Source organism: Pantoea sp. PSNIH1, assembly GCF_007680655.1.
GTDB lineage: Bacteria > Pseudomonadota > Gammaproteobacteria > Enterobacterales > Enterobacteriaceae > Pantoea > Pantoea eucrina.
On sequence record NZ_VEIP01000001.1, the window covers coordinates 1,232,386 to 1,258,203 of the forward strand.

The 25,818-nt window shown below is 60.5% G+C and carries 19 protein-coding genes; 5 read left to right on the forward strand and 14 right to left on the reverse strand.

Annotated features, from left to right (window positions below; translation table 11 throughout):
* The first annotated feature begins 131 nt into the window (after window positions 1-131).
* The 3 genes from hutH to FS690_RS05760 all read left to right on the forward strand — a co-directional run bounded on the left by hutH (window position 132) and on the right by FS690_RS05760 (window position 4,709).
* Window positions 132-1,685, forward strand: a complete 1,554-nt coding sequence (hutH, locus tag FS690_RS05750; protein ID WP_039383390.1) for a histidine ammonia-lyase — start codon at window positions 132-134, stop codon at window positions 1,683-1,685.
* A 10-nt stretch (window positions 1,686-1,695) separates the two neighbouring features.
* Window positions 1,696-3,381 (forward strand): urocanate hydratase, encoded by a 1,686-nt coding sequence (gene hutU / locus FS690_RS05755; protein WP_071669017.1) that lies wholly within the window; start codon window positions 1,696-1,698, stop codon window positions 3,379-3,381.
* Window positions 3,382-3,551: 170 nt separating this feature from the next.
* On the forward strand, window positions 3,552-4,709 hold the full coding sequence (locus FS690_RS05760; RefSeq protein ID WP_108569723.1) for a M20 aminoacylase family protein: 1,158 nt from the start codon (window positions 3,552-3,554) through the stop codon (window positions 4,707-4,709).
* A gap of 48 nt (window positions 4,710-4,757) precedes the next feature.
* On the opposite strand, the gene ybiB is transcribed toward FS690_RS05760, so the two are convergent.
* From ybiB to FS690_RS05780, 4 genes are all read right to left on the reverse strand, one after another.
* Window positions 4,758-5,726 (reverse strand): DNA-binding protein YbiB, encoded by a 969-nt coding sequence (gene ybiB / locus FS690_RS05765; RefSeq protein ID WP_039383385.1) that lies wholly within the window; start codon window positions 5,724-5,726, stop codon window positions 4,758-4,760.
* A 71-nt stretch (window positions 5,727-5,797) separates the two neighbouring features.
* Window positions 5,798-7,933, reverse strand: coding sequence for an ATP-dependent DNA helicase DinG (gene dinG, locus FS690_RS05770; RefSeq protein ID WP_108569722.1), 2,136 nt, complete (start codon window positions 7,931-7,933; stop codon window positions 5,798-5,800).
* 92 nt (window positions 7,934-8,025) lie between these two features.
* Window positions 8,026-8,541, reverse strand: a complete 516-nt coding sequence (locus tag FS690_RS05775; protein WP_145339182.1) for a GNAT family N-acetyltransferase — start codon at window positions 8,539-8,541, stop codon at window positions 8,026-8,028.
* On the reverse strand, window positions 8,538-9,101 hold the full coding sequence (locus tag FS690_RS05780) for a helix-turn-helix domain-containing protein (protein ID WP_145339183.1): 564 nt from the start codon (window positions 9,099-9,101) through the stop codon (window positions 8,538-8,540). Before FS690_RS05780 ends, FS690_RS05775 begins: the two co-directional genes overlap by 4 nt.
* A 151-nt stretch (window positions 9,102-9,252) precedes the next feature.
* Here FS690_RS05780 and FS690_RS05785 point away from each other — a divergent pair, with 151 nt between their 5' ends.
* Complete coding sequence (locus FS690_RS05785) at window positions 9,253-9,987, forward strand: MerR family transcriptional regulator (protein WP_039385767.1); 735 nt, start codon at window positions 9,253-9,255, stop codon at window positions 9,985-9,987.
* A gap of 169 nt (window positions 9,988-10,156) precedes the next feature.
* On the opposite strand, the gene FS690_RS05790 is transcribed toward FS690_RS05785, so the two are convergent.
* From FS690_RS05790 to bglX, 9 genes are all read right to left on the reverse strand, one after another.
* Window positions 10,157-10,891 (reverse strand): ABC transporter permease, encoded by a 735-nt coding sequence (locus FS690_RS05790; RefSeq protein WP_104084692.1) that lies wholly within the window; start codon window positions 10,889-10,891, stop codon window positions 10,157-10,159.
* Window positions 10,888-11,823 (reverse strand): ABC transporter ATP-binding protein, encoded by a 936-nt coding sequence (locus tag FS690_RS05795; protein ID WP_039383375.1) that lies wholly within the window; start codon window positions 11,821-11,823, stop codon window positions 10,888-10,890. The genes FS690_RS05790 and FS690_RS05795 overlap by 4 nt, the downstream gene beginning before the upstream one ends.
* Window positions 11,816-12,982, reverse strand: coding sequence for an ABC transporter permease (locus FS690_RS05800; RefSeq protein WP_108569719.1), 1,167 nt, complete (start codon window positions 12,980-12,982; stop codon window positions 11,816-11,818). The genes FS690_RS05795 and FS690_RS05800 overlap by 8 nt, the downstream gene beginning before the upstream one ends.
* 3 nt (window positions 12,983-12,985) lie before the next feature.
* The gene (locus FS690_RS05805) at window positions 12,986-13,894 is read right to left on the reverse strand and encodes an ABC transporter substrate-binding protein (RefSeq protein WP_145339184.1); all 909 of its coding nucleotides are present in this window, start codon (window positions 13,892-13,894) and stop codon (window positions 12,986-12,988) included.
* 160 nt (window positions 13,895-14,054) lie between these two features.
* Window positions 14,055-14,588 (reverse strand): isopentenyl-diphosphate Delta-isomerase, encoded by a 534-nt coding sequence (gene idi, locus FS690_RS05810; protein ID WP_039383369.1) that lies wholly within the window; start codon window positions 14,586-14,588, stop codon window positions 14,055-14,057.
* Window positions 14,589-14,790: 202 nt separating this feature from the next.
* Entirely contained in the window at window positions 14,791-16,686 is a 1,896-nt protein-coding gene (locus FS690_RS05815; protein ID WP_071669012.1) for a methyl-accepting chemotaxis protein, read from the reverse strand.
* 207 nt (window positions 16,687-16,893) lie between these two features.
* Window positions 16,894-18,003, reverse strand: coding sequence for a suppressor of fused domain protein (locus tag FS690_RS05820; RefSeq protein ID WP_039383365.1), 1,110 nt, complete (start codon window positions 18,001-18,003; stop codon window positions 16,894-16,896).
* Window positions 18,004-18,132: 129 nt separating this feature from the next.
* Complete coding sequence (locus FS690_RS05825) at window positions 18,133-19,011, reverse strand: oxygenase MpaB family protein (RefSeq protein WP_039383363.1); 879 nt, start codon at window positions 19,009-19,011, stop codon at window positions 18,133-18,135.
* 74 nt (window positions 19,012-19,085) lie between these two features.
* Complete coding sequence (gene bglX, locus FS690_RS05830) at window positions 19,086-21,383, reverse strand: beta-glucosidase BglX (protein WP_108569715.1); 2,298 nt, start codon at window positions 21,381-21,383, stop codon at window positions 19,086-19,088.
* 155 nt (window positions 21,384-21,538) lie between these two features.
* On the opposite strand from bglX, the gene dld reads away from it, so the two are divergent.
* Window positions 21,539-23,248, forward strand: coding sequence for a D-lactate dehydrogenase (gene dld / locus FS690_RS05835; protein ID WP_108569714.1), 1,710 nt, complete (start codon window positions 21,539-21,541; stop codon window positions 23,246-23,248).
* 48 nt (window positions 23,249-23,296) lie between these two features.
* Here dld and FS690_RS05840 read toward each other — a convergent pair whose 3' ends face one another.
* Window positions 23,297-25,750 (reverse strand): DUF3772 domain-containing protein, encoded by a 2,454-nt coding sequence (locus tag FS690_RS05840; protein ID WP_108569713.1) that lies wholly within the window; start codon window positions 25,748-25,750, stop codon window positions 23,297-23,299.
* Between the last annotated feature and the right edge of the window lie 68 nt (window positions 25,751-25,818).

Consider the following 25,818-nt stretch of genomic DNA (forward strand, 5'->3'; position numbering starts at 1 on the left):
GCTTGCTACTTGTATAGACAGGAATAACAAACCTGTGCTTCACTCGGTTTACCGCGGGTGAAGTAACCTGACGCATGGCGTTAAGAAGCGTGACTTTTCCCGCCACTTACTTGTATATACAGGAGTAGATCATGTCGCATGCACTGCAGGAAATCTGCCTGGAACCCGGTAAGGTGGATCTCGCGACCCTGCGCACTATCTATCAGCAGCCGGTGACGTTACACCTGACGCCAGCGGCGCGCAGTGCTATTCACCGCGCTCATGCGACCGTCGACGATATCGTCGCGTCCGGCAGTGTGGTGTATGGCATTAATACCGGCTTTGGCAAGCTGGCACAGACGCAAATTCCCGCTGCCCGCCTGGCTGAGCTGCAGCGTAACCTGGTGCTGTCGCACAGCGTTGGCCTCGGCGATCTGCTGCCGGATAACGTCACGCGTCTGGTGGTTGCCAGCAAGATTATCAGTCTGGCGCGCGGTCATTCCGGCGTCCGTATTGAGCTGGTGGATGCCCTGCTGGCGCTGTTTAACGCCGGCGTGATGCCCTCTATTCCGGCTAAGGGCTCAGTAGGCGCGTCTGGCGATCTGGCTCCGCTGGCACACCTGTCGCTGATGCTGCTGGGTGAAGGCGAGGTGCGCATTGCCGGTGAACGGCGGCCGGCAACGGAAGGTCTGGCGCGCGCCGGACTGACGCCGATTGTCCTCGGGCCAAAAGAGGGACTGGCGCTGCTGAACGGAACCCAGGTCTCAGCGGCCCTGGCGCTGCGCGGCCTGTTTGAAGCGGAAAATCTCTTTGCTGCTGCACTGATGGCGGGCGCGCTCTCGCTGGAGGCGATTAAAGGCTCGGTTAAACCCTATGATGCGCGCATTCATCAGGCGCGCGGCCAGCCTGGCCAGATCGCTGTCGCCGCCGCCGTCAGCTCGCTGCTCAGCGGCAGCGGGATCCTGCAGTCGCACACCCACTGCGGACGGGTTCAGGATCCCTACTCTGTTCGCTGCGTGCCGCAGGTGATGGGGGCCTGCCTTGATAATCTCAGCCACGCCGCGCGCGTCCTGCAGATTGAGGCCAATGCCGCCTCCGATAACCCGCTGGTTTTCAGCGACAGCGGTGAAGTGATCTCCGGGGGCAACTTCCACGCCGAGCCGGTGGCGTTTGCGGCTGACATTATTGCGCTCGCCGTGGCCGAAATAGGTGCTATCTCCGAGCGCCGTCTGGCGCTGCTGCTTGACAGCACTCTCTCCGGCCTGCCGCCTTTCCTGGTGCAGGATGGCGGCGTCAACTCCGGCTTTATGATTGCCCAGGTGACCGCTGCCGCGCTGGCATCAGAAAACAAATCGCTGGCGCACCCTGGCAGCGTAGACAGCCTGCCTACGTCAGCGAATCAGGAAGATCACGTCTCTATGGCCACCTATGCAGCACGCCGTCTCGGGGAGATGTGTTTTAACACCGCTGCGGTGGTCGGCATTGAAGCGATGGCCGCAGCCCAGGGCATTGAGTTTCACCGGCCGCTGCAGAGTTCGGCCATCCTTGAACAGGAGATGCAGCGCATTCGCAGCAGGGTGGCGTTTCTTGCCAGCGACCGCCTGCTGGCACCCGATATCGAAGCGATGCGTCTGTGGGCTGCGGGCACGCAGTGGCCCGACGCGCTAATAACCTTGCTGCCGAGCCAGCGCCAGAACCAGCACTGAGGAGTGAATCATGAGCGAAACCCTGACGCAGGCCGTGGCCCGCGAAATCCGTGCCCCGCATGGCAGTGAACTGCACTGCGCTAACTGGCTTATCGAAGCGGCCTGGCGCATGATCCAGAATAACCTCGACCCCGATGTCGCCGAACGTCCGGACGATCTGGTGGTCTACGGTGGCATCGGCAAAGCCGCACGTAACTGGCCCTGTTTTGAGCAGATCCTGCGCTCGCTGCGCCTGCTGCAGCCGGATGAGACGCTGCTGATCCAGTCCGGTAAACCGGTGGGCGTATTCCGCACCCATGCCGACGCACCGCGCGTGCTGCTGGCTAACTCTAACCTGGTGCCGCACTGGGCGAACTGGGATCATTTTCATGAGCTGGATCGCGCCGGCCTGATGATGTATGGCCAGATGACCGCCGGCTCGTGGATCTACATTGGCGCCCAGGGCATTGTGCAGGGAACGTTTGAGACCTTCGCCGAAGCGGGCCGCCAGCACTATAACGGCGATCTTACCGGTCGCTGGATCCTCACCGCGGGCCTCGGCGGCATGGGCGGCGCACAGCCGCTGGCCGGCGTGCTGGCGGGTGCCTGCGTATTAGCGATTGAGTGCCAGGAGTCGCGCATCGATTTTCGCCTGCGCACCCGCTATCTCGATCACAAAGCGCGTACGCTGGATGAGGCGCTGGCGCTGATTGAACAGGCCACGGCGGCAAAAGAGGCGATCTCTGTCGGCCTGCTGGGCAATGCGGCGGAGATCCTGCCGGAGCTGGTAAACCGCGCCCGCGCCGGCGGCATACGCCCCGATATCGTGACCGATCAGACTTCTGCGCACGATCCGGTCAACGGCTATCTGCCGCAGGGCTGGGAGGTGGCACGCTGGCAGGCGGAGCGCCAGCGCAATCCGAAAGGCGTTGAACAGGCGGCGCGCGCCTCCATGGCAGTGCACGTCCGGGCCATGCTCGATTTTCACCATATGGGCGTGCCGACCGTGGACTACGGCAATAATATCCGGCAGGTGGCGCTGGACGAGGGGGTCAGCAACGCTTTTGACTTCCCTGGTTTTGTTCCCGCCTATATCCGCCCGCTGTTCTGCGAGGGCAAAGGCCCGTTTCGCTGGGTGGCGCTCTCGGGCGATCCGGAAGACATTTATAAAACGGACGCAAAATTAAAGTCGCTGTTTCCGGATAACCTCAATCTGCATCGCTGGCTCGACATGGCGCAGGCGCGTATCGCTTTTCAGGGCCTGCCCGCCCGTATCTGCTGGCTCGGACTGGGCGAACGCCATCTGGCCGCGCTGGCGTTCAACGAGATGGTACGCAGAGGCGAGCTGAAAGCGCCGGTGGTGATTGGCCGCGATCATCTCGACTGCGGTTCGGTGGCATCGCCTAACCGCGAAACGGAAGCGATGCGCGACGGCTCGGACGCGGTCTCTGACTGGCCGCTGCTTAACGCGCTGCTGAATACGGCCGGTGGCGCCACCTGGGTCAGCCTGCATCATGGCGGCGGCGTCGGCATGGGTTTTTCCCAGCACGCCGGCGTCGTAATTGTCTGTGACGGTACGCCGGAGGCGGATGCACGGCTGGCGCGCGTTTTGTGGAATGACCCGGCCACCGGGGTAATGCGCCATGCCGATGCCGGCTACGAGCAGGCGCAGGCGTGCGCCGTGCGGCACGGGCTGAACCTGCCGATGCTAACGTAACGGCCGTTTACGCAGGGAAGCGTAGCCGCTATCAGGGAGAGTTGTATATTCCACAAGGATATAATCTATAGCCAAATTATTCCTTTTAGCGATAGACGCTCCGGCGACATATCACTACAGTGATGACTTATCCCCTGCGCTGGCGCGCGTTGCAAACGGAGCCCTCTGTTATGAGTCTGCCTGCTCTCCTGCTGGAAAATGCCCTTAACTGGCGTCATCAGTTACATCAACTGCCTGAGCTGGGCTATCAGGAACAGCAGACCAGCGAGCTGGTCGCCCGCGTACTGGAGCAGGCCGGGCTTCAGGTATTCCGCGGCATAGCGGGCACCGGCGTCATTGGTACGCTGGAGAACGGTCCGGGGCCGGTGATTGGACTGCGCGCTGATATGGATGCGCTGCCGATCACAGAAAAAGGCAGCGCGGAGTGGAAATCGACCCGGCCCGGCGTGATGCACGCCTGCGGTCACGACGGCCATACCGCTATTCTGCTGGCCGCCGCCTGCCAGCTCGCCGCCACGCGCGATTTCAGCGGCACCATCCACTTTCTGTTTCAGCCCGCCGAAGAGAACCTCGGCGGCGCACGCCGCATGGTAGAAGAAGGTCTTTTCTCGCGCTTCCCTATGGATGCCGTCTATGCAATGCACAACTGGCCCGGACTGCCGCTCGGCACGCTGGCGGTGAATCCGGGGGCGATGATGGCGTCGCTCGACTCCTTTGAGATCACCCTTTCCGGCCGCAGCTGTCATGCGGCCATGCCGGAAAGCGGCGCCGATCCGATGGTCGTGGCGGCTGAGCTGGTGCTGGCGCTGCAGACCATCCCTTCACGCCGCCTTTCGCCGCTGGCGTCCGCCGTGGTGAGCGTGACGCAGATCCACGGCGGCGAGGCGATTAACGTCATCCCGGAGCAGATCACGCTGCGCGGCACGGTACGCTGTCTGCAGCCGGAGGTGCGCGAGCGGGTGCGCGGCCTGATTGAAGAGTTTGTGACCGCGCTGCCGCGACCGTTTGGCGTCAGCGGTGACATTCACTGGTATCCCGGCTATCCGGTGACCGCAAATCACCCTGCCCCGGCACAGCAGGTGCGCGAGGTGGCGGAGCAGATGCTGGGGGACGCGCAGGTAAAATGGGCGTGCAGCCCGTCGATGGCGTCAGAAGATTTCGCCTGTATGCTGGAAGCCTGTCCGGGCGCCTACTTCTGGCTGGGCGCCGACGGCGAGGTGCCTTCTGCGCCGCTGCATAACGCCAGCTACGATTTTAATGATGCGCTGCTGCCGGTGGGGATTACTTTCTGGCAGAAACTGGTGGAGAGCGTACTGGCGAAACGCTGAGCCGCTGCCGTCTGCTAAACCGGGTGCGCAGCACGCCCTGCACCGCGCTTACATGCCCGCCTGCTGCAGCCTGATCTCAGCAGCAGATAAGTTTGCCGCTTCACCCGTTGCCACCAGGCAGCAGGCGAGCTGCAGCCGCAGCGACTGCGGCACGGCACGCGTGCCGTTCAGCACCTCATCACTCCAGCGCGCGGTGGTTTCAGCCTGTTTGTTCTCCGGCAGCGCTTCCACACGCTCCGGCTGCCGCTCAACCCAGATCTGCGCCTCACCCGCCGCGCCGGCAATATAGTTGATCGCCGGACAGCGCAGCGGACTGGCATATACCTCGCCTTCCGTGCCGTTGAGCAGAATAGCGGGCGCGTCTATCGCCTGGAAAAATGCGCCGACGCGCGGCACATATTCAGGATGCGACACGCTGGCAAGACGCAGCGCGGCGCGTTCGGCAAACGGCGTGGCCAGCTTTGCCAGCGTATGCGCGCTGTTGCGCACGCCCATCCGCCAGCGCAGCGCCAGCTGTCTGGCCACAGGCGGACAGAGGTTATCGATGGTGATAAACGCCAGCTCGCCGTTATCCAGCGCCGCCTGCGCCTGCGCGGCGGTCGTTACCGCCGCGATGCCTGATGCGGCAAGCACCGCTTCACTGGTTACGCGCGTGGCGTCTTCGCTGACACCGTGCAGCAGCACCGGAAAGCCCAGCTTTACCAGCAGCCGCGCCAGCAGCGGCGTCAGATTGCCCTGACGGCGCGCGCCGTTATAGCTGGGGATCACAATCGGCATCGGCCGGCCGGCCGGCGCCTGCAGCCGCAGCATACGCTGTTGCATGGCGTGATAGAAACCGCGCATTTCCGCTTCGCCTTCGCCTTTAATCCGCAGCGCAATCAGGATCGCACCCAGCTCCAGCTCCGGCACCTCGTCTGCCAGCATGGCGCTGTAGAGCGCCACCGCAGTGTCGAAATCGATATCGCGCGCATGGTTTTTACCGCGCCCGATCTCTTTAATAATTTTATTCAGTTCCATAGTTACGCTTCCTGCTTTCTGGGCGCGCCGCAGTGCGGCGGCCGGAACGAGTAGCCGCTCAGCGCGGCTACTCAGGCTTTTCGTTTGCGCCTGGCGCTTTTTTTCTCTTCCGGCACCGCAGGCTGCTCGATCGGAAACACCGGCAGCGCCGCCAGCAGCCGGCTACCGTAGCTTTTGCTGAGCAGACGGCGATCGTAGATCACAATCTCACCAAAACAGTGATGACTGCGGATCAGGCGCCCGACCTGCTGTATCAGCGTAAACGAGGCGCTGGGCAGGCTCTGGACTTCAAACGGATAGCGGCGCAGGCTTTTCAGCCACTCGCCTTCGGTCAAAATTACCGGACTGTCTACCGGCGGGAAAGCGATTTTATGAATATGCACCTGCGACAGCAGATCGCCTTTAAGATCGAGCCCTTCGGCAAACGACTGCAGGCCCACCAGAATGCTGCTGTTTCCTGCGGCCACCCGTTCGCGATGCAGCGTCACCAGCCGGGAGCGCGGCTGATCGCCCTGCACCAGCATCGTGAGACGCAGCTCCGGCAGCTGCGCAACAAACTGCTGCATCGCCCGTCCGCTGGCAAACAGCACCAGCACGCCTTTATGTTCCCCTTCCGCCATCTGCTGGCGGAAAAAGCGCGCCATTTCGGCGATGTGCTCAGCTTCGTTTGCCAGCAGCGGCTCATAGCGCATCTGCGGGATCACCAGCTTGCCCTGGTCGACATGATTGAACGGAGAATCGAGCGCCACGAAACGATCGCCCGCTTTCTCACTCAGTCCCGACATCTCCTGCAGGCGGCTGAAGCTGCTGAGCGAACGCAGCGTGGCTGATGTCACGACCACATGCGGAATTTTACGCCACAGCAGCTTCTCCAGCTGGTCGCTGACGCGGATGCCGGCGCAGTGAAACAGCAGGTGCGCCTGCCCCTCGCGCAGTTCACGCGTAACCCATTTAGAGACCGGCGCGTTTGAGGCTTTTTCCATCGCCGCCAGCCGCCAGAGTTTACTGATGGCTTCAAACCAGCCAAAGTGCCGGTTGAGCTGCAGAATCGCTTTATGCAGGCGCATAATATCCGCCTTACCGGTCTGCTCGCCCAGCTCATTCAGCAGCCCCTCACTCAGACCGCGCAGCGCGTCGCTAAGCTTAAACAGTCGCGCACAGAGCGTGAGCAGCGCTTCCGGCAGCTCCCCCAGCACAAAACGAAACTCACCCGGCTGATTATCGGGCGGCAGCAGCGGATTGAGCGCCTGACTCAGCGCCTGCAGCAGCTCGCGCATCTCTTCGCAGTGCTGTTTGAGCCGTTCAGGATTGGTCAGCGGCGGGGGCGATTTGGGGCGGAACTGCGCCATGATCGTCTCCACCAGCCGTATGAAGAGATCGAGCTGCAGCCCGCTCCAGCCTGGCGTGATCTCGGCGCTCATCTCCAGCGCGTCACGCGCCACTTCCGGCAGATGGTGGCCCTCATCCAGTATCAGCATCAGATGCTTTGCCGGCGGCAGCACCGACTCATTTTCCATAGCTGCCATTACCAGCGCATGGTTTGCGACGACGACGTCAGCCTGTTCAATCTCGCGCCGGGCGACAAAAAAGGGACATTCACGATACCAGCGGCAGTGGTGAGCCAGACAGTTGGCTTTATCGGTCGAGAGGCGCCGCCACAGGCTGTCATCGATCGCCTTCTCCGCGTGATCGCGCAGGCCATCCCATGTATGGCGGCTGAAATCTTTCTCCAGCCCGGAACAGATTTTCTGCTCCTCTTTTGAGCCGGTCACCGCCTCTTCATCCAGATAGAACAGCAGGTCGCCCTGCTGATCGTCGCTGGCGGCCAGCGCGGCCAGATTACGCGGGCAGACATAGCGTCCGCGGCCAAAGGCCGCCGTAAAGGTGAGATCGGGGATGATCTTTTTCAGCAGCGGGAGATCTTTGGTGAAAATCTGATCCTGCAGCGCCACGTTGGCTGTGCTGATCACCAGTCGTTTTTCATCGGCACGGCTTACCGCAATGCCGGGGATCAGATAAGAGAGCGTTTTACCCACGCCGGTAGGGGCTTCAATAGCCAGATGGCGCCCCTCATCGCCCGCCAGACTTTTTGCCACTTCGGCAATCATCTGGCGCTGCGGCGCGCGCGGGATAAAGTCAGGAACCTGCTGCTGCAGCGCCTTATACCATTGCGCAATCTGGCTTTTAATCGCTGCTGTCAGAGCCATAATTATTACTGTTGAGTTAATCCGGCCTGTATTTTTACACAGTAATCTGGCAGCGTCAGCCTCAGCGCATCTTTTTTCGCACCCGCTGCCCGTTACAGCAGTTTGTACATCAGGGTGGTCGCCTCCATAACCCCTTCCGTTGAGCAGGCATAGTGCGGTATCTCTCCGGCGCTCTGCCAGCCCAGAGAGAGATAGAGCTGGCTGGCCACGTCCCCGCTGCGGGTATCCAGCACCAGCAGCGTTTTTTTCTGCGCCCGGGCCAGCTCTTCCGCCTGCAGCATCAGCTGACGCGCAATGCCCTGCCGTCGCCGCTGCGGGTGCACGAGCAGCTTGCTGATTTCTGCGCGGTGATAACCATTAGGCATCGGGCTGCCGCTCAGTGTTACGGTCGCCACCGGGATCTGATCCTGCCAGGCCACCAGCAAAATATGGCTTTCATCTGCCAGCGCAGCGGCTCTCGCCTGCCAGAAGCGCTCTATAACCTGCCGATCGCCGGCGTCGGTAAAGCCCACGCTGGCACCGTCTGCGACACAGGCCTGCAGCAGATCGCTCAGCGGAGCGATAGCGTGTGCTGCGCTGGCAGCAGTAAGCTGAGAAAACGTGATCATGGTTTGCATACCGCCAGAATATAGCGGGCGCCCGCTTGCGCATCGGCGCTGAAGGCGGAGCGTCCCGTCAGGTGAAAACGCAGGCAATCGCCGGCAGCCAGCGTCCAGCGCTGCTGCTCCATCACGATCGTTAAGCCGCCGCTCTGCAGCCAGATATGCTGCTCAAGCCCCTGAAGAGGAGGCGTGTCATAGTAAATATGTGCGCCTGGCGGGAGTACCCCTTCAATCAATTCTGTTTTAAACTGCCTTGCGGGAGGAGAAAGGGTGCGACGCTGAAAGCCGCTATCGGGATCGCGCCAGCAGGTTTGCTGGTCAGCTTTTATCAGCAGCAACGTCTCATCTTCGACCTCCTGCAACAAACGTGACATTGTCACGCCATAAGCAAGACATAACCGGTTAAGCAATGCTGCGGTAGGACTGGTCTCAGCGCGTTCAATGCGCGACAATGAGGCCCGGCTGATGCCTGTCGCCTGAGCGAGTTCATCCAGCGACCAGCCCTGCTGTTCGCGAAGCTCAGCGAGCTGCAGCGCCAGCCGGTTATCCGTTTCAGTTACTGACATAGTGCCATCTCAGATATGAGAAATTTCTCTCTTATTTGAGAATTAACCGAAAATCGGGAAAAAACTCAAGTTGTACAATAAAATAAAGATTGTACAAGGCAGCCCCGACGGTTAAGGTGTTTTTATGCAGGTCGCAATATTTGAGGACATTATGGCCTTATACAGTATCGGCGATGTTGCCGAGCGCTGTGGAATAAACCCGGTAACACTTCGCGCCTGGCAGCGACGTTACGGTCTGTTAAAGCCTCAGCGCACCGAAGGTGGTCATCGACAATTTGATGATGAAGATGTTCAGCGTATCGAAGAGATTAAACGCTGGATAGAGAGCGGCGTGCCCGTCGGTAAAGTAAAAGCGCTGCTTGAGGGTGAAACGGTCAACGTGCACGACGGCTGGACTGCGCTGCAGGAAGAGCTGATGAGCGTGTTGCGCCACGTCCGCGCGTCAAAGCTGCGCACCAAGATTGCCACCATCGGTCGTGAGCATCCGATTGATGCACTGATCGATCACGTTTTTGTGCCGGTACGCCAGCGTCTGGGTCTCGATCAAAACACTGCCCGCACGATGTGCAGCCTGCTGGACGGCGCTATCATCGATTACGTCGCGTTTTGTCTGGCGGGTGCCCGCAAAAAACCAGGTAAAGATGCGCTGATTATCGGCTGGGCCGTGGAAGATCGCACCCGAATCTGGCTGGAAGCCTGGCGTCTGGCACAGCACGGCTGGCGCATGGATGTGCTGGCTGAACCGCTGGATATGCCGCGCCCTGAGCTCTTTCCGGGACAGCATCTGTTTATCTGGACCGGGAAACGGCCAACGCGGCGTCAGCAGGAGCAGTTTGAACACTGGCAGGCGCAGGGGTTTTCCATACAGATGCACGAACCGGCTTAATGTAAAACCGCACGTCAGGCCTTTTTCCTCTGCCGGGCGCGCGTTATCATGCCTGACTCACGGCATTAATCAGGTACTGCAATGAACTGGAATAAAATTTTTATCGGTACGCTGTTCGCCATCATGGCGATAGGCGGTATGGGTGGCATGATGCTGGTAGGCTACAGCCTTATTCTGCATACCCGGTAAACCAGCGCTGCACCCGCTCCAGCAGCCGGTCGCAGATCAGCGCCAGCAGCGCAACCAGTATGGCTCCCTGAATGACATAGGCGGTGTTAAAGCCGCTCAGACCAATGATAACGGGCGAACCCAGACTGGCCGCGCCTACCGTTGACGCGATAGCCGCAGTCCCGATATTGATCATCACCGATGTGCGTATACCCGCCATCATCACCGGCGCAGCCAGCGCCAGTTCAATCTGCCAGAGGCGCCGCCACGGCCCCATGCCAAGCCCGGTTGCGATCTCCCGGTTACTGGCCGGCACGCTCTCAATACCCGCCAGCGTCCCCTGCAATACCGGCAGTACGCCATAAAGAAACAGCGCGACAATTGCAGGCGTTGCGCCAAATCCCATCACCGGTACGGCAATCGCTAACACCGCAACCGGCGGAATGGTCTGTCCTGCCGCAGCCAGCGTCTCCAGCGTTGGCCGGAACGCCTCGCCAGCGCGGCGCGTGGCAAAAATTGCCCCGCCCACGCCCACAATCGTTGCCAGCAGAGTGCCGCTGGCGACCAGCCAGAGATGGGCCAGCGTCAGACGCCAGAAGCTCTCCTGCTGATAGAGCGGACGCTCCAGCCGGGGAAACCACCAGGCAAACAGCGCCTCACTGTGCGGTAATCCCCACAGCAGCAGTAAAAACAGCCCAATCAGCCAGCTAAGCGGCTCGCGTAACAGGCGCTTCATTGCGCCTCCCGCGGGCGCAGCAGATCGCTGAAATGCAACACGCCCACCCGCTGCTGCTGCTGATCCACCACCGGTAAGGTATCGGTCCCGCGTGCGATAAACTGCGACAGCGCTTCACGCAGCGACAGCGCAGCGGTAATCGGCTCGGCATCAACCCATTCGCCGCGGCGCGCCATGCTGCCCGCCTGCCCCAGCGCCAGCAGCCGCACGCCCAGCTCGCTGCGGCCAAAAAAGTTGCGGACAAAGTCGCTGGCGGGCTGCGTCAGCAGCGTAACCGGTGCGCCCTGCTGCACAATCTTACCGTTATCCATCAATACCAGCTGGTCAGCCAGCGTCAGCGCCTCATCAATATCGTGCGTCACCAGCACGATGGTGCGGCCGGTAAGCCGCTGAATGCGCAGCATCTCCTGCTGCAGCGCCTGGCGGTTTACCGGATCGAGCGCCCCGAAAGGCTCATCCATCAGCAGCAGTTCCGGATCGGCAGCCAGCGCGCGCGCTACCCCCACCCGCTGCTGCTGCCCGCCGGAGAGCTGATGCGGATAGCGGGTCGCCAGCCGGGGATCGAGATTCAGCAGTGCCAGCAGCTCTGCCACCCGTGCCGCAATTTTCTGTGCGGGCCAGCCCAGCAGCGATGGCACGGTGGCGATGTTTTTCGCCACGCTCCAGTGCGGAAATAGGCCGATTGACTGAATGGCGTAGCCGATGCGCCGGCGCAGTGCGCGGACGTTCATCTGACCGATAGGCTCGCCCGCAAAGCGGATCTCGCCGCTGTCATGCTCCACCAGCCGGTTGATCATCTTCAGCAGGGTCGATTTACCGGAGCCGGATGTGCCGATCAGAACCGTAAAACTCCCCTGGCCGATCTGCAAAGAGAGATCGGAAATCGCCGTTTTACCGGCAAACTGTTTGCTCACGTTATGAAATTCAATCATCTTTTCTCTCCAGCAGCGCGGACAGCAGCCGCAGCAGCGCATCACAGAGTACCGCCAGCGCCACTACCGGGATCACCCCCAGCAGAACCAGATCCAGCGCGCTGCTCAGCAATCCCTGAAAGACGATAGCCCCGAAGCCGCCGGCACCAATCAGCGCCGCAACGACTGCCAGACCCACGGTTTGCACCACCACCACCCGCAAACCGGCAAGCCAGACCGGCAGCGCCAGCGGCAGCTCCGCCAGCCAGAACTGCTGTCCGGAACTCATGCCCATGGCGCGTGCGGTTTCGCGTACTTCAGGCGGCACCTGCTCCAGCCCGGCCACCACGCTGCGTACCAGCGGCAGCAGCGCATAGAGCACCAGCGCAATCAGCGCCGGCGCCATACCGATACCGCTGATGCCAAAACGGCCGAGTACGGGAAAATGTGCAGCCAGCCCGGCCAGCGGCGCAATAAGCAGGCCGAAGAGCGCCACAGAGGGAATGGTCTGGATAAGATTCAGCAGGCTGAATACCGGCCGCTGCCAGCCAGGACGGCGCGCAATGGCCAGCCCCAGCGGCACCCCCGCCAGCAGCACCGGCATCAGCGTACCGCAGACCAGCAGCAGATGCTGGCTAAAGGCCGCATGGAACGTGGTGCTGCGGCTGGCATACTCTTTCAGCAGCGACAGCTGATCCAGCCAGCCGGTCAGTAAAAGCAGCAGCGGCAGCACGCCGGTCTGCAGATTCAGCAGAATGCGCCAGACAGCCTGCCGGCTTATTGCTCTGATCGCTTCTGCTGCCAGCAGCAGCGATAATCCGGCCGCACACCATAAACCGCTGCCAAACGCCGTGCGCGCCAGCGGCGAACTGCTGCGCGCCAGCTCGCTGGCACCGCTGCCGCCGAGGCCGATAAGCAGTGCAAACAGACCCTGCGCGCCCAGCAGGGTTAGCAGAGCCGTACGCCGGCCCGGCGGCCCGAACAGGCTCAGCCAGAGCAGCGCGATCGGCAGCGCCAGCCAGCCGGCGTGCGCAACCTGCCACACCATCAGCGGCTCGCCCGATACCAGCCGGTTAGCCGCAAAGCGCAGAAACGGCAGCGTCAGCAGCGTCAGCGTGATAAGCGCCGTCAGCAGCAGCGTGACCGGCTGGCGGCCGGGGCGCAGCAGCAGCTGTCGCACCTTTTACAGCAACTTGTTCTGCTGCAGCCACGCGGTTGCGACCTGGCTGGCGTCCTGCCCTTCTACCGCAATCTGCGCATTAAGCTGCTGCAGCGTTTTTTCATCCAGCTTGCTGAACACCGTCTGCAGCCACTCTGCCATCTGCGGATACTGCTTCAGTACCGCTTCACGCACGACCGGCGCCGGCGCATAGATTGGCTGTACGCCTTTGGGATCGCTCAGCGTCTGCAGACCCAGCGCCGCGACCGGGCCATCCGTTCCGTACGCCATCGCCGCATTGACGCCAGAGGTTTTCTGCGCCGCGGCTTTAATGGTGACCGCCGTATCGCCGCCTGCCAGCGAAAGCAGCTGCGACTGATTGAGTTTGAAGTTATACGCTTTTTCAAACGCCGGCAGGGCATCACCGCGTTCAATAAATTCCGCAGAGGCAGCCAGTTTGAACGTGCCGCCCTGTTTCAGATACGCGCTGAGATCGTCAAGCGAGTTCAGCTTATTCTGCTGCGCCACGTCGCCACGCACGGCGATGGTCCAGGTGTTATTGGCGGGTGCCGGCGTCAGCCAGATAAGATGGTTCTTCTCTGCATCGAGCTGTCTGACTTTCTCATAGCCCTGCTGCGCATTTTTCCACGCGCTCGCTTTTTCATCATTAAAAAAGAAAGCGCCGTTGCCGGTATATTCCGGATAGATATCCAGCTCGCCCGCGACGATGGCACCGCGAACAACCTGCGTATTGCCGAGCTGAATTTTGTTGACAGTTTTGACCCCGTGCTTATTGAGCACCTGCAGAATAATATTGCCCAGCAGCGAGCCTTCTGTATCGATTTTCGACCCGACCTTGACCGCATCGGCGGCGTGCGCCGCGCCAATGCTCAGCGACAGGGCAATCAGCCCCAGTAACCCCTGTTTAATCATGATGTTTTCCTTATGCCCTGTTTAGCACCCGGTGATAAACAAGCGTAGCCTGGCGCAGCAGGCGACGGGAAAAAAGCGCAGATTTTACGTCTGTTTTGTTAAGCCGGGCAAAAATTGCCCCGCACAGAAGGCGCGAGGTGTGTCCGGAGAGAGGGGCGTGTCAGGCGGTGAGGCGAAAGTCACCCAGCGTATGCGGAATACGCGGGAAGGTGTGCAGAAACCATGGCGTAAACTGTTCCGGCTCGGTCTCCATCTGCTGCTGGATCTGCCCGACTGAACGGTAGCACCAGGCGTCCGCTTCTTCCGGGTTCAGCACCGGCTCTTCATCGCTGATGGCAAAGAAGACGTGTCCATACTCATGTTCAATCAGGCCGTTACTGAGCGGCAGGTTGTAGCTCAGCTCAAATACCGGCGTCAGCGCCAGGTTCAGTCCCATCTCTTCACGCAGACGGCGCTCAGCGGCATCGAGCGTCGGCTCCTGCGGAAACGGATGACTGCAGCAGGTATTACTCCAGAGTCCGCCGCAGTGGTATTTGCTGCTGGCACGCCGCTGCAGCAGCAGCTCATGACGCGAATTAAACACGTAAACCGTTACTGCGCGATGCAGTAAGCCTTTTTCATGCACTTCCAGCTTTTCCATCTTGCCGGTGGGACGATCGAGGTGGTCAACAAGAATAACTTCTATGGCAGGCATGAGGGCTCCTTCAGAAAAATCCCTGCTATTGTACACAATCGCCGTGGCAGCAGCGGAGAAAAAGGCGCACGTTTCGTGCGCTGGCGCGGTAAAAAATAAGCTTAGCAGGCATAATCTGAATCGGCGAAGAAGAAGGTATGCAGAGGTAAAGCACAATGAGATTGCGGCAGCCTGTAAGCCGCCGCAATAGTGATGAGTGCGGTTATAGTCTGAAGCTCTGCACCACCTGTTCCAGCTGCACGCTCTGCTCCTCCATTGCACGCGCGGCTGAAGAGACCTGCTCTACCAGCGCGGCGTTCTGCTGCGTGCTGCCATCCAGCTGCGTGATCGCGACGTTAACCTGATCGATACCCATGCTCTGCTCACGGCTGGCGGACATAATTTCGCTCATCAGGGTGGTGACGCTGCTGACGCCCTGCATCAGCTCATCCATGGTCTGTCCCGCCTGCTCAACCAGCTGGCTGCCGGTATCAATATTTGCCACTGACTCTTCAATCAGCTTTTTAATCTCGCGCGCTGAGTTAGCTGAGCGCTGCGCAAGGTTGCGTACTTCTGAGGCCACCACCGCAAAACCGCGCCCCTGCTCTCCGGCGCGCGCCGCTTCAACCGCCGCGTTCAGGGCCAGAATGTTGGTCTGAAACGCGATGCTGTCGATGACGCTGATGATATCGACGACTTTACGCGATGAGTGGTGGATCTCCCCCATAGTGGTCACGACCTGACGCACCACTTCACTGCCGCGCGCCGCCACGGTGGCTGCGCCGTCAGCCAGCTGATTAGCGTGGGTGGCGTTATCGGCGTTTTGGCGCACGGTGCCGGTCAGCTCCTCCATTGAGGCTGCCGTCTCGACAATGGAGCTGGCCTGCGATTCGGTGCGCGCAGAGAGATCGGCGTTGCCGCTGGCAATTTCGCGCGAGGCCGCCGTGATCGCCAGCGCGCTGTCGCCCACCTGACGCATCAGCCCCTGCAGGTAGCTGATGAACTGGTTAAAGCTCTCAGCCACGGCGTTAAATTCCGGGCTATTGCTGGCAGGCAGGCGCTGTGTGAGGTCGGCGCCGCCGGTTGAGAGTGCTTCAATATTTTTGTGCAGCACGCCCAGACGCTTCATCATTGCGCGGACAAAGCCCAGCGATACCAGCAGCAGAATAATAGCCAGCGGGATCTGTACCACGCCCAGCCGCGTCAGCATACTGTGCGTCTGTGCATCCAGCAGGCTGGAGGGGACGTCGCTGGCGAGATACCACGGGCTGCCAGGGATCGCCTGCAGGAACAGCGTATGCTCACCATCCTCACCGCTAAACGTTGTCTGCGCCGGCTCGCTCCCCGCCTGCGTCAGCAGCGACTTCAGCGCAGTGGCCATCGGCAGCCGGGTATCGCTCAGGTTTTCCAGCTTTGGCGCACCGTCCAGCAGCGCCGCGTTCCCGACCACTTTGCCATCCGCTTCAACAATCAGCACGCGGCCTTTAATGGCGTCACCCATCTGCTTCGCCAGCTGATTAAAAAAGCCCAGCGTGACATCGATTGTGGCGACGCCCCAGACGCTGCCGTCGCGATAGATAGCCATCGCACAGTTGGTACGCGGCTGCGGGCTGGCCGCATCCTGATAGGCTTTGGCCCAAGCGCACTGCCCTTTTGCTGCCGCCATACCCGCTTTGTACCACGGCTGCTCCCAGTACTTATCGGCCGCATCGGAGTTCCAGTAAGTATTGACCTGCAGCTGATTGCTGGCGTTGCGCGCAAAGAAGGTGCTGTCTTTCTCTTTTGCCGGATCGCGCCGGTTCGGCAGCGGCCAGATCCCGCCGCCAAATACGTTGCTGTCCTGGTACTGGTTTACCAGCGCCGGCAGCAGCGTTTCTATCGTTGCGCTCTCCATCACGCCCGCTGCTTCCGTTATCGCCCGCTGCTGCGCCTGAACCCGGTTCATCTGTTCAACAATGCGTCCGGCCAGACCATCAACTTCATAGCGCACCAGGCGGCTCTCATTCTGACTCAGCTGCGGTGCGATAAACTGATTGATCACCAGTACAGTGACCAGCATCAGCACAACAAAAAATGCGACCAGCGTCGCGGTGAAACGGGATTGTGTCGTTTTAAACATTCGGATGCCCTTACCCTGGTTGGCGAGTTGCCTGATCGAGGTTAACGGCGTGTTAATGGGGAACTTGAGAGGCGCGGGATCACAAAAAAAGCAAATAGTTGAATCGGGTGACTATTTTTACAGGGTAGGAATAACCGGCGATAAGCAGAGCGGAGAATTGCCTGCCTGGAGACAGCGCGCCCCTCTTCACAGAAGAAGGGCGGGCGTTTACTGAGGCGGCGCCACCACCTCCTGACGCGGGCGGAAGATATGGCTGTTGCCCTCCGCCAGCAGCCGCTGAAGCAGCTGCTGTCCGCCCTGTTCATCCGACTGCGCAAAGTGGCGTTCCGCTTCGGTGATCGGCGTCGCCCAGAGCAGTTCCGGCCGATCGCCGTCGCGCTTCGGCAATCGCAGCGACACCGCCTCCGGTGCCAGCGCGTTAGCCAGCAGAAAGCTTTCAAAGCCGACCGGCGCCACTTCAGATGCCAGCGTATGCCCTTCGCCAATCCACGTCAGCCGCGCCCACGGCAGATGGGCAAACTCAGCCAGCGCGCTCGCCATCTGCACCGCGTTGGCCTCGGTCATCACCTCGCCATCTACCGCCAGCGCCAGCTCAACCCGCCGGTACTGGGGAGCCAGCTCTTCAAACAGATAATCGACCTGCGGCATCGGACGAATGCTCATTCCCAGCGTGACAAAATACCAGACGCCGTTATGCCAGTGCTGAGAAAGCGCCATCGGCGGCCAGCTGCCCTGATCGATAGCGTAATATTTGACCGACTCACCCCACCGCGCCTGGTAGACCTGCAGCATTTCATGCTGAATTTTTTCCCACTGCTGGTCGTCGTGCCAGTCGCGCCAGAAGTGACGCTGCTGCTCAGCACGCGCATAATATTCATTGGTGGAGGCGGAACCCAGCGGCGCCGTCAGGCGGTTTTTCCTGATACAGCCGGCTGAGAAGCTGACCTGTTTGCTCTGATAGAGGCTCCAGCCGGGGATCACCGCCAGCAGCTGGCCGTAGTACCACAGGGCAGCACCGGTATCATCCGGCTCCCACAATACCTGCAGGCCTGCGGGATCGAGCATCGGCTCCGCCTCCAGCGTGCGGCAATACTCTGCGCTCAGCAGCGGCGCGATCCCCTGCTCCATCGCTTCGCGATCTTCCTCTGCCGGTGCCGGCAGAAGGTTGCGCAGCCAGCAGCCGCGAACAGCGTACTGGCTGCGAAACAGGTCGTTGGGCCAGATATAAAAATAGGCGGTGCGCGCATCCTGTTCGACGATCGCGGTTAAAGTATGTTGCTGATTCGGCACCTCAGCAATCAGAGGGTAACTGGTCATAACGCCTCGACAATGCCTGGAGGGATCCATTTTCCCCGAGAATAGAGCAGGATCGGCACTCGCGCCATGTGAGACAAGGGTAAAACTCTCAAAGTGCGGCTGCGCTCGCGCTGAGCGTCTGGCTTTGCTTCAGCGGTAGCGGGCGTCACGCCCCATACGCTGCATCGCCCGTGACCAGGCGCCGCGCTGTATCGACCAGCGCAGCAGGCGCGCCAGCAGCAGCATCTGCCGGTCGGTGCGCCACTGCGTCAGCGGGCTGACCGGGCGCTGCAGCTGCTGCTGTGCCCACGCCGGCAGCAGACCGATCCCCGCCTGCAGCATGGTGCGCATTGCCGGTCGCGCCTGCCAGCCGGGTGCCGGCGCATTCATCAGCAGCGCCATCACCTCCTGCGTGCGCGCATCAAAACAGAGCTCCGGACGTATCGCCTGCAGATAGTGCTCAACGTCGGTGACGCTGCACGGCACCTGCTCTGCGCCCAGCGCAATCGCCACCTGCGCCGCCTCCTGATAGTAGCGATCCTGCTCAGCCCGGCTGAGCGCCGGGTTTTTATAGCGCAGATGGGCCGCCAGAAAACGGCTGGTTTCCGCCACGTGCACCCAGGTCAGCAGATGCGGATCGCTGGCCGCGTAAGGATTACCGTTGCTGTCCGTGCCGCTGACCTGCAGATGGATGCGCTTCACCCGCTCAATCAGCGTCCGGGCATCGGCACTGTTGCCAAAGGTCGTTACGGCGATGAACTGGCTGGTGCGGCGCAGCCGGCCGAGCATATCCTGACGGAAGCTGGAGTGATCCCAGACCCCGGCCAGCGCCGCCGGATGCAGCATCTGCAGCATCAGGGCGCTGATACCGCCGCAGAGCATCGCCGGAAAATCACCGTGGATGCGCCAGATAGTGGAGTCGGGGCCGAACAGGCCGGGATCGCCGGGCGGCTGTGAGAGGTCAAACTCGTTGAGTGCCAGCCCGTTAAGGCGAAAGATCTGCTGTTCAATGCGATTGCGAAGCGTCATGGTGGCGTGGTGTCGGATAAAAAGGCGTCAGGGATAGCGCTCCCGGCCTGGCGGCCGGGAGACGCGGTTATCCGTTAAAGATAGTCGAACTGCGCATCCTGAGTGCGTACGGAATCCAGGCCAATCATAATGTTAAATTTGCCGGGTTCCGCCACGTGCTGCATCTGCTGGTTCCAGAATTTCAGCGCGTCAGCATCAATCGTAAAGCGCACGGTTTGTGACTCACCGGCTTTCAGCATAATGCGCCGGAAGTCGCGCAGCTCCTGAACCGGACGGCTGATACTCGCCACCGGATCGTTGAGATACATCTGTACCACCGTTGCCCCGTCGCGTTTACCGCTGTTGGTCACCGTTACGCTCGCTTCAATGCTGCCGCTGCGCGGCATCGTGCGGGCGGAGAGCGTCACCGGTGAAACGGTAAAGCGGGTATAGCTCAGGCCGTAACCAAACGGATAAAGCGGGCCGTTGATGGTGTCGTAGTAGTGAGAAGTATATTTATTCGGCTTTTCCGGATTATAAGGTCGCCCGGTTGGCAGATGATTGTAGTAAAGCGGGATCTGCCCCACTGAGCGCGGGAACGTGACCGGCAGCTTGCCGGAAGGGTTGTAATCGCCAAACAGCACGTCCGCGATAGCATTGCCGCCTTCGGTGCCGCTGAACCAGGTTTCCAGCATCGCATCCGCCATGCGGTCTTCATTCACCAGCGTCAGCGGCCGGCCATTCATCAGCACAATCACCAGCGGCTTGCCAGTGGCTTTCAGGGCCGCCAGTAATTTCTGCTGGCTGGCCGGGATCGCCAGTTCGCTGCGGCTGGACGCTTCATGCGCCATGCCCTGCGCTTCACCCACCGCAGCGACGACCACATCCGCCTTCTCTGCCTGGGCTACCGCCTCATCAATCATCTGCTGCGGGGTGCGTGTATCGACGCTCACCGCCTGCTCGTAAAGATTGAGGAAGCCCTGAATACCTTTGTTGTCAGAAACGTTAGCCCCTTTGGCGTACAGCAGCGTGCCTTTGTCCGCCATGGCATTGCGCATCCCCTGCAGCAGCGTCACTGACTGCTTTGCCACACCCGCGGCTGACCAGCTGCCCATGATATCGCGCTGGCTGTCCGCCAGCGGTCCCACCAGCGCAACGGTCGCGTCACGCTTCAGCGGCAGCGTCTCGTGCCAGTTCTTGAGCAGCACCATGCTCTTGCGCGCCACGTCGCGCGCTTCAGCACGGTGCAGACGGCTCTCAGCGTTGGTATCCTGCGGATCGCTGCTCTGCGGTCCGAGGTGGCTGTACGGATCGTTAAACAGCCCCATGTCATATTTCACGTTGAGCACGTGACGGGCGGCATCATCAATTTCACGCATACTCACCGCCCCGCTTTTCACCAGCGCCGGCAAATATTTACTGTAGTACTCATCGCTCATGCTCATGTCGATGCCTGACTTCAGCGCAATGCGCACCGCATCCTGCGGATCGCTCGCCACACCATGTTTGATCAGCTCTTTAATCGCGCCGTGATCGCTGATGGTAATACCTTTAAATTTCCACTGGTCACGCAGCAGATCTTTCAGCAGCCAGCCATCGGCGGTGGCCGGGGTGCCGTTCAGCGAATTCAGCGCCACCATCACGCCACCGCTGCCGGCATCGAGCGAGGCTTTATAAGGCGGCAGGTAGTCCTGTGCCAGCCGCTGCGGACTCATATCCACGGTGTTGTAGTCACGCCCGCCTTCCACCGCGCCGTAGGCGGCAAAATGTTTCACGCTGGTCATCACGGCGTAACGATCGGCCGGGCTTTTGCCCTGCATCGCTCTGACCATGGCGCTGCCCATCTGCGACGTAAGATAAGTATCTTCGCCAAAGCCTTCTGAGCCACGCCCCCAGCGCGGTTCGCGGCTGACATCCACCATCGGTGCCCAGGTCATATTCAGACCATCATCCGCGGCCTCATAAGCAGAAATACGTCCCACTTCACCAATCGCATCGCGATCCCAGCTGGCCGCGAGGCCCAGCGGAATCGGAAAAATAGTGCGCTGCCCGTGCACCACATCGTAGGCAAAAAAGAGCGGGATTTTCAGGCGGCTAAGCTGCATCACCTGATCCTGCATGGCGCGAATATCCTGGCGGGTGACGGTATTAAAAATCGCCCCAACCTGACCCTGCTGGATCATGTCGCGAATCGCCTCTTTCGGCGTGTCGGGTCCGACGCTGATCAGCCGCATCTGGCCGATTTTCTCATCCAGCGTCATTTTGCTGAGCAGCTGGCTGACATACGCGTCGCGCGCCTGCTCCGTCAGGGGATGTGTTTCACGCAGCGTATCGGCAAACGCCGGCTGCAGAGCCAGGGAGACCGCGAGGCTAACAGAGTAAATCCATTTCATCAGGTTGGGTTCTCTTAAGTAACTGCGCACAATAAAGATTACCGGGGCAGTGTGCCACAAGATGAGGATAGCAGGTAGCCGCCTTTGTCACACGGCGACCAGAGCCGCGCCGCGTGCTACAGTAGAAACGCCACGTTAACGACAAGGACAGGCTCATGAATTCTCACCTTTCTCACCCTGCACTGGTTGCCGACCTGCGCCGTCTGGTTGGTGCCTCTCATCTGCTGACTGACGCGGAGCAGACCGCGCGCTACCGGACCGGCTTTCGCTCCGGCGCAGGCGATGCGCTGGCGGTGGTCTTTCCGGGGTCGCTGCTTGAACTCTGGCGGGTCCTGCAGGTGCTGGTCAGCGCGGACGCCATTATCCTGATGCAGGCGGCAAATACCGGCCTGACGGAGGGTTCCACCCCCAGCGGCAACGATTACGATCGTCCGGTGGTGATCGTCAGCACCCTGCGTCTCGACCGGCTGCAGCTGATTGATGGCGGCAAACAGATCCTCGCGTTTCCCGGCAGCACGCTTTATCAGCTGGAAAAAACGCTCAAACCGCTCGGGCGCGAGCCGCATTCGGTCATTGGCTCCTCCTGTATCGGTGCGTCGGTGCTGGGCGGGATCTGTAACAACTCCGGCGGCTCGCTGATCAAACGCGGACCGGCCTACAGTGAGATGGCGCTGTTTGCGCAGGTGGACGCCAGCGGTAAACTCAAGCTGGTTAACCATCTGGGAATCGATCTGGGCCACTCACCGGAAGAGATCCTCGGGCGGCTGGATGATGAGCGCTGGCAGCAGAGCGACGTGCGCTGGGATGAGCGCCACGCCTCGGACCATGAATACGCCGGGCGGGTACGTGATATTCACGCCGATACGCCGGCGCGCTTTAACGCTGACGCCCGCCGGCTGTTTGAAGCCTCCGGCTGCGCCGGTAAGCTTGCGGTGTTTGCCGTGCGTCTGGATACCTTTCCGACTGAGCCACAGCAGCAGGTATTCTATATCGGCACCAACGACCCCGCCGTGCTGGGCGACATCCGCCGTCATATCCTGGCAGAGTTCACCCATCTGCCGGTGGCGGGTGAATATATGCACCGCGATATCTTCGATATTGCCGAAGTGTACGGCAAAGATACTTTCGTGATGATCGACAAGCTCGGCACCGATAAGATGCCGCTCTTTTTCACCCTCAAGGGCCGGGTTGATGCCTGGCTGAACAAGCTCAGCTTTGTGAAGCCGCACTTCACCGACCGTCTGCTGCAGCGTATCAGTCGCCTGTTCCCGGCCCATCTGCCGAAACGTCTTAAGCACTATCGCGATAAGTATGAGCACCACCTGATGCTGAAGATGTCCGGCGAAGGCGTTGCCGAAGCGCAGGCGTATCTGCAGGACTATTTCCGTGAGGGTGGCGGCGAGTTTTTCGCCTGCGACAGCAAAGAGGGATCGCATGCCTTTTTGCATCGGTTTGCCGCCGCCGGTGCCGCCGTGCGCTATCACGCGGTGCATGCGGATGAAGTGGAGGATATTCTGGCGCTGGATATCGCCCTGCGCCGCAACGATGAAGCCTGGTTTGAACAGCTGCCGCCGGAGTTTGATAACGATCTGATCCACCGGCTCTACTATGGCCACTTCTTCTGCCACGTGTTCCATCAGGATTACATTGTGAAAAAAGGCGTGGATGTGCACGCGCTGAAAGAGAGGATGCTGGCGCTGCTCAGCGCGCGCGGGGCAGAGTATCCGGCGGAACATAACGTCGGCCATCTCTACAAAGCGAAACCGCAGCTGCAGGCGTTTTATCGTGAACTGGACCCGACCAATACCTTCAACCCCGGCATCGGTAAAACCAGCAAGCAGAAAGGCTGGGCAGTCAAAGCCTGAGACCGGTCGTCATGTGCAGGGTGGTCCGATAACCACCCTGCCATTGACTCAGGATTGCGGCGCATCCTGCTCCTGCGTAGCCGCCGCCAGAGCGCGGCGCTCGATGATCATGGTCTGCGGCGCCGACAGCACAATGCCCTCTTTACGCAGCCGCGTCAGAATATCGAACAGCAGATCGCTTTTCGCACCCGAAATCTGGCGCTGGCTGGCGACGTTGCCGGTTACGCTCAGCACTATGCCCGACGGGGTAAGATCTTTAAACGATACCGAAGGTTCAGGCGTCTCCAGAATGCGCTCATTCTCGTTATAGACCTCCAGCAGCAGCTCGCGCACCCGCACCGGATCGATATCGAGCGGGAACGTCAGCTGAATGGTCACCACCCCCTGTGCATTGCCCATAGTGGCATTACGTACGTTCTGTGAAATCAGCTGCGAATTAGGCACGATCACCGTTGACTTGTCGCCCAGCTGAATCTCAGTGGCGCGAACGTTAATCCGCCGGATATCGCCCTCAATGCCGCTGATGCTGACCAGGTCGCCTACCTTGACCGGCCGTTCGGTGAGCAGGATCAGACCGGAAATAAAGTTTTTAACGATCTCCTGCAGACCAAAACCGATACCCACCGATAGCGCGCTGACAATCCACGCCAGCTTGTTCCACTGCAGCCCCATGATGGAGAGCGTCAGCAGGATAATCAGCACGTAGCCGATATTGCTGAACAGCGTCACCAGCGAGACGCGCATGCCGATATCCATAGTGGTTTTCGGCAGAAAATCGTTATCCAGCCAGCGGCGCACTGAGCGCAATATCCAGATGCCCGCTACCAGGCAAATAAGGGCATTTACCATATGCGCCGGTACGATATTCAGCGACTCCAGCCCTTTGCCACCCCAGAACTCAATGACTTTCTGAATAAGCTCTACCGGCGTGGAGGAGGCGAACGTGCCGGTCATCAGCGCCAGCGCCACAATCCCCATCAGCAGCGCTTTACCCAGCGCGCTGAGCAGCGTGGCGGCCTGCTGCAGATAGCGCTCATCGATATTGAGCGAACTCTGCAGGCGGCGCCCGGCGGCGCTGCTGGTGGAAAACAGGCTTTCACAGCCGTCGGTAATGACGTGGCTTAAAAAATAGAAGGAGCCAAACAGGATCCCGCACCACACCACCTCGTAGCCCAGAAAGCGCGCCAGCGTCACATAGCCGATCGTCAGTGAAATCAGAATCGCAACGGCAGTCAGCGTGAGCGCCAGCTGAACCAGTCCGACCACCGTCGGACGCGCCTCTGGCGGATTGCCGAGCCGGGCCATCCGGCGGCGCACGCGGTTGGTACGCATACTGATAGCGAGCCCGGTGCTGCCAATCAGCAGCGCGGTCAGGCCATTAGCAAAAATCGTCGTGCTGAGACTGGTACCTACCGTGTAGTTAAACGCTTCTGCGGTCTGAAAGATAAACACCAGCGCAGCGGTAATCGGCGGGAACGGCTTCAGCGCCAGCGCAACCTCATTAGAGATGGCCGGCAGACGCCAGCTGGGACGACGGGTCGAGAGAAACGCCCGTCCCAGACCGGCAATCAGCCCGCAGTAGACGCTCAGCTGCACCAGGCGGGTAACAAAATCCTGTACGTCGCCGGAGACTTCATCCCGGCGGGTAAACGCCAGCGCGCTAAAGTTAAAGGTCAGCACCACTGCAGCCAGCGTGGTCAGCGCGATGGCAGCCGCGAGGAAGCTGCGCCGCAGCCGCCCTTCCGGCAGCTTGTTAATACTCACCCAGGCGAGAAACTCTTCGCTGTAGCGCCGTCCCAGCGTCATCACCAGCATCGCCGCCACCAGCCAGCCGATGGTACCGACGCGCCAGTCCGGCTCCCACGACAGTGCCGCCGACGCCTTCAGCTCCGTAATAAAGTCACTGATTTTTTCGCCGTCGAGATCCTGACGGCTCACCAGCGGCGCCCAGAAGCGCGGGCCAAAAATACTGCCGGAATTGAGCGCCAGCTGATTTTTCAGCTGATCGCGGCGCAGGTTCACAATCTGCGAAGAGAGCACCAGCGCACCGTTTTTAATGCCTTCTGCCTGCTTGATCTGATCGTCCAGCTTGCCTTTCTGGTTTTCCAGCGAGCGGCGCTTGCGCGTCACCTCCGGCGTCTCTTTAACGCCGCTGTCCGCTTTGGGCGCGGGACCCAGTACCGCCAGCTGCGCATCAAGCTGCTGGCGCTGCGGGACTAACGCCTGTCCCAGCGTCTCTGCATTGCCCGACAGCTCCAGCGCCATCTCATTAAGCTGGTTGAGCTGGTTTTCGCTGGTTTCTCCCGATACCTGTCCTTTGATCTTATCGAGAATTTTTTGCATTTTTGGCAGCTCAACCGCCGGATTCGCCTGCGGCGGCGCTTCTTCGTCCTGTGCCGGCTGCTGTTGCGTCACATCGGGCGCGTCATCCGCCTGGCTCAGCGCGGGCACGCACAGCATGAGCAGTAACAGCGGAACAGTGAAAAAACGAAACTTAATCATAGAACGACATTCCAGCGAAAAAGCCAGTTAAACGAGTGTGGCGGCCAGTACAGGAGGTCGCCGCCGGG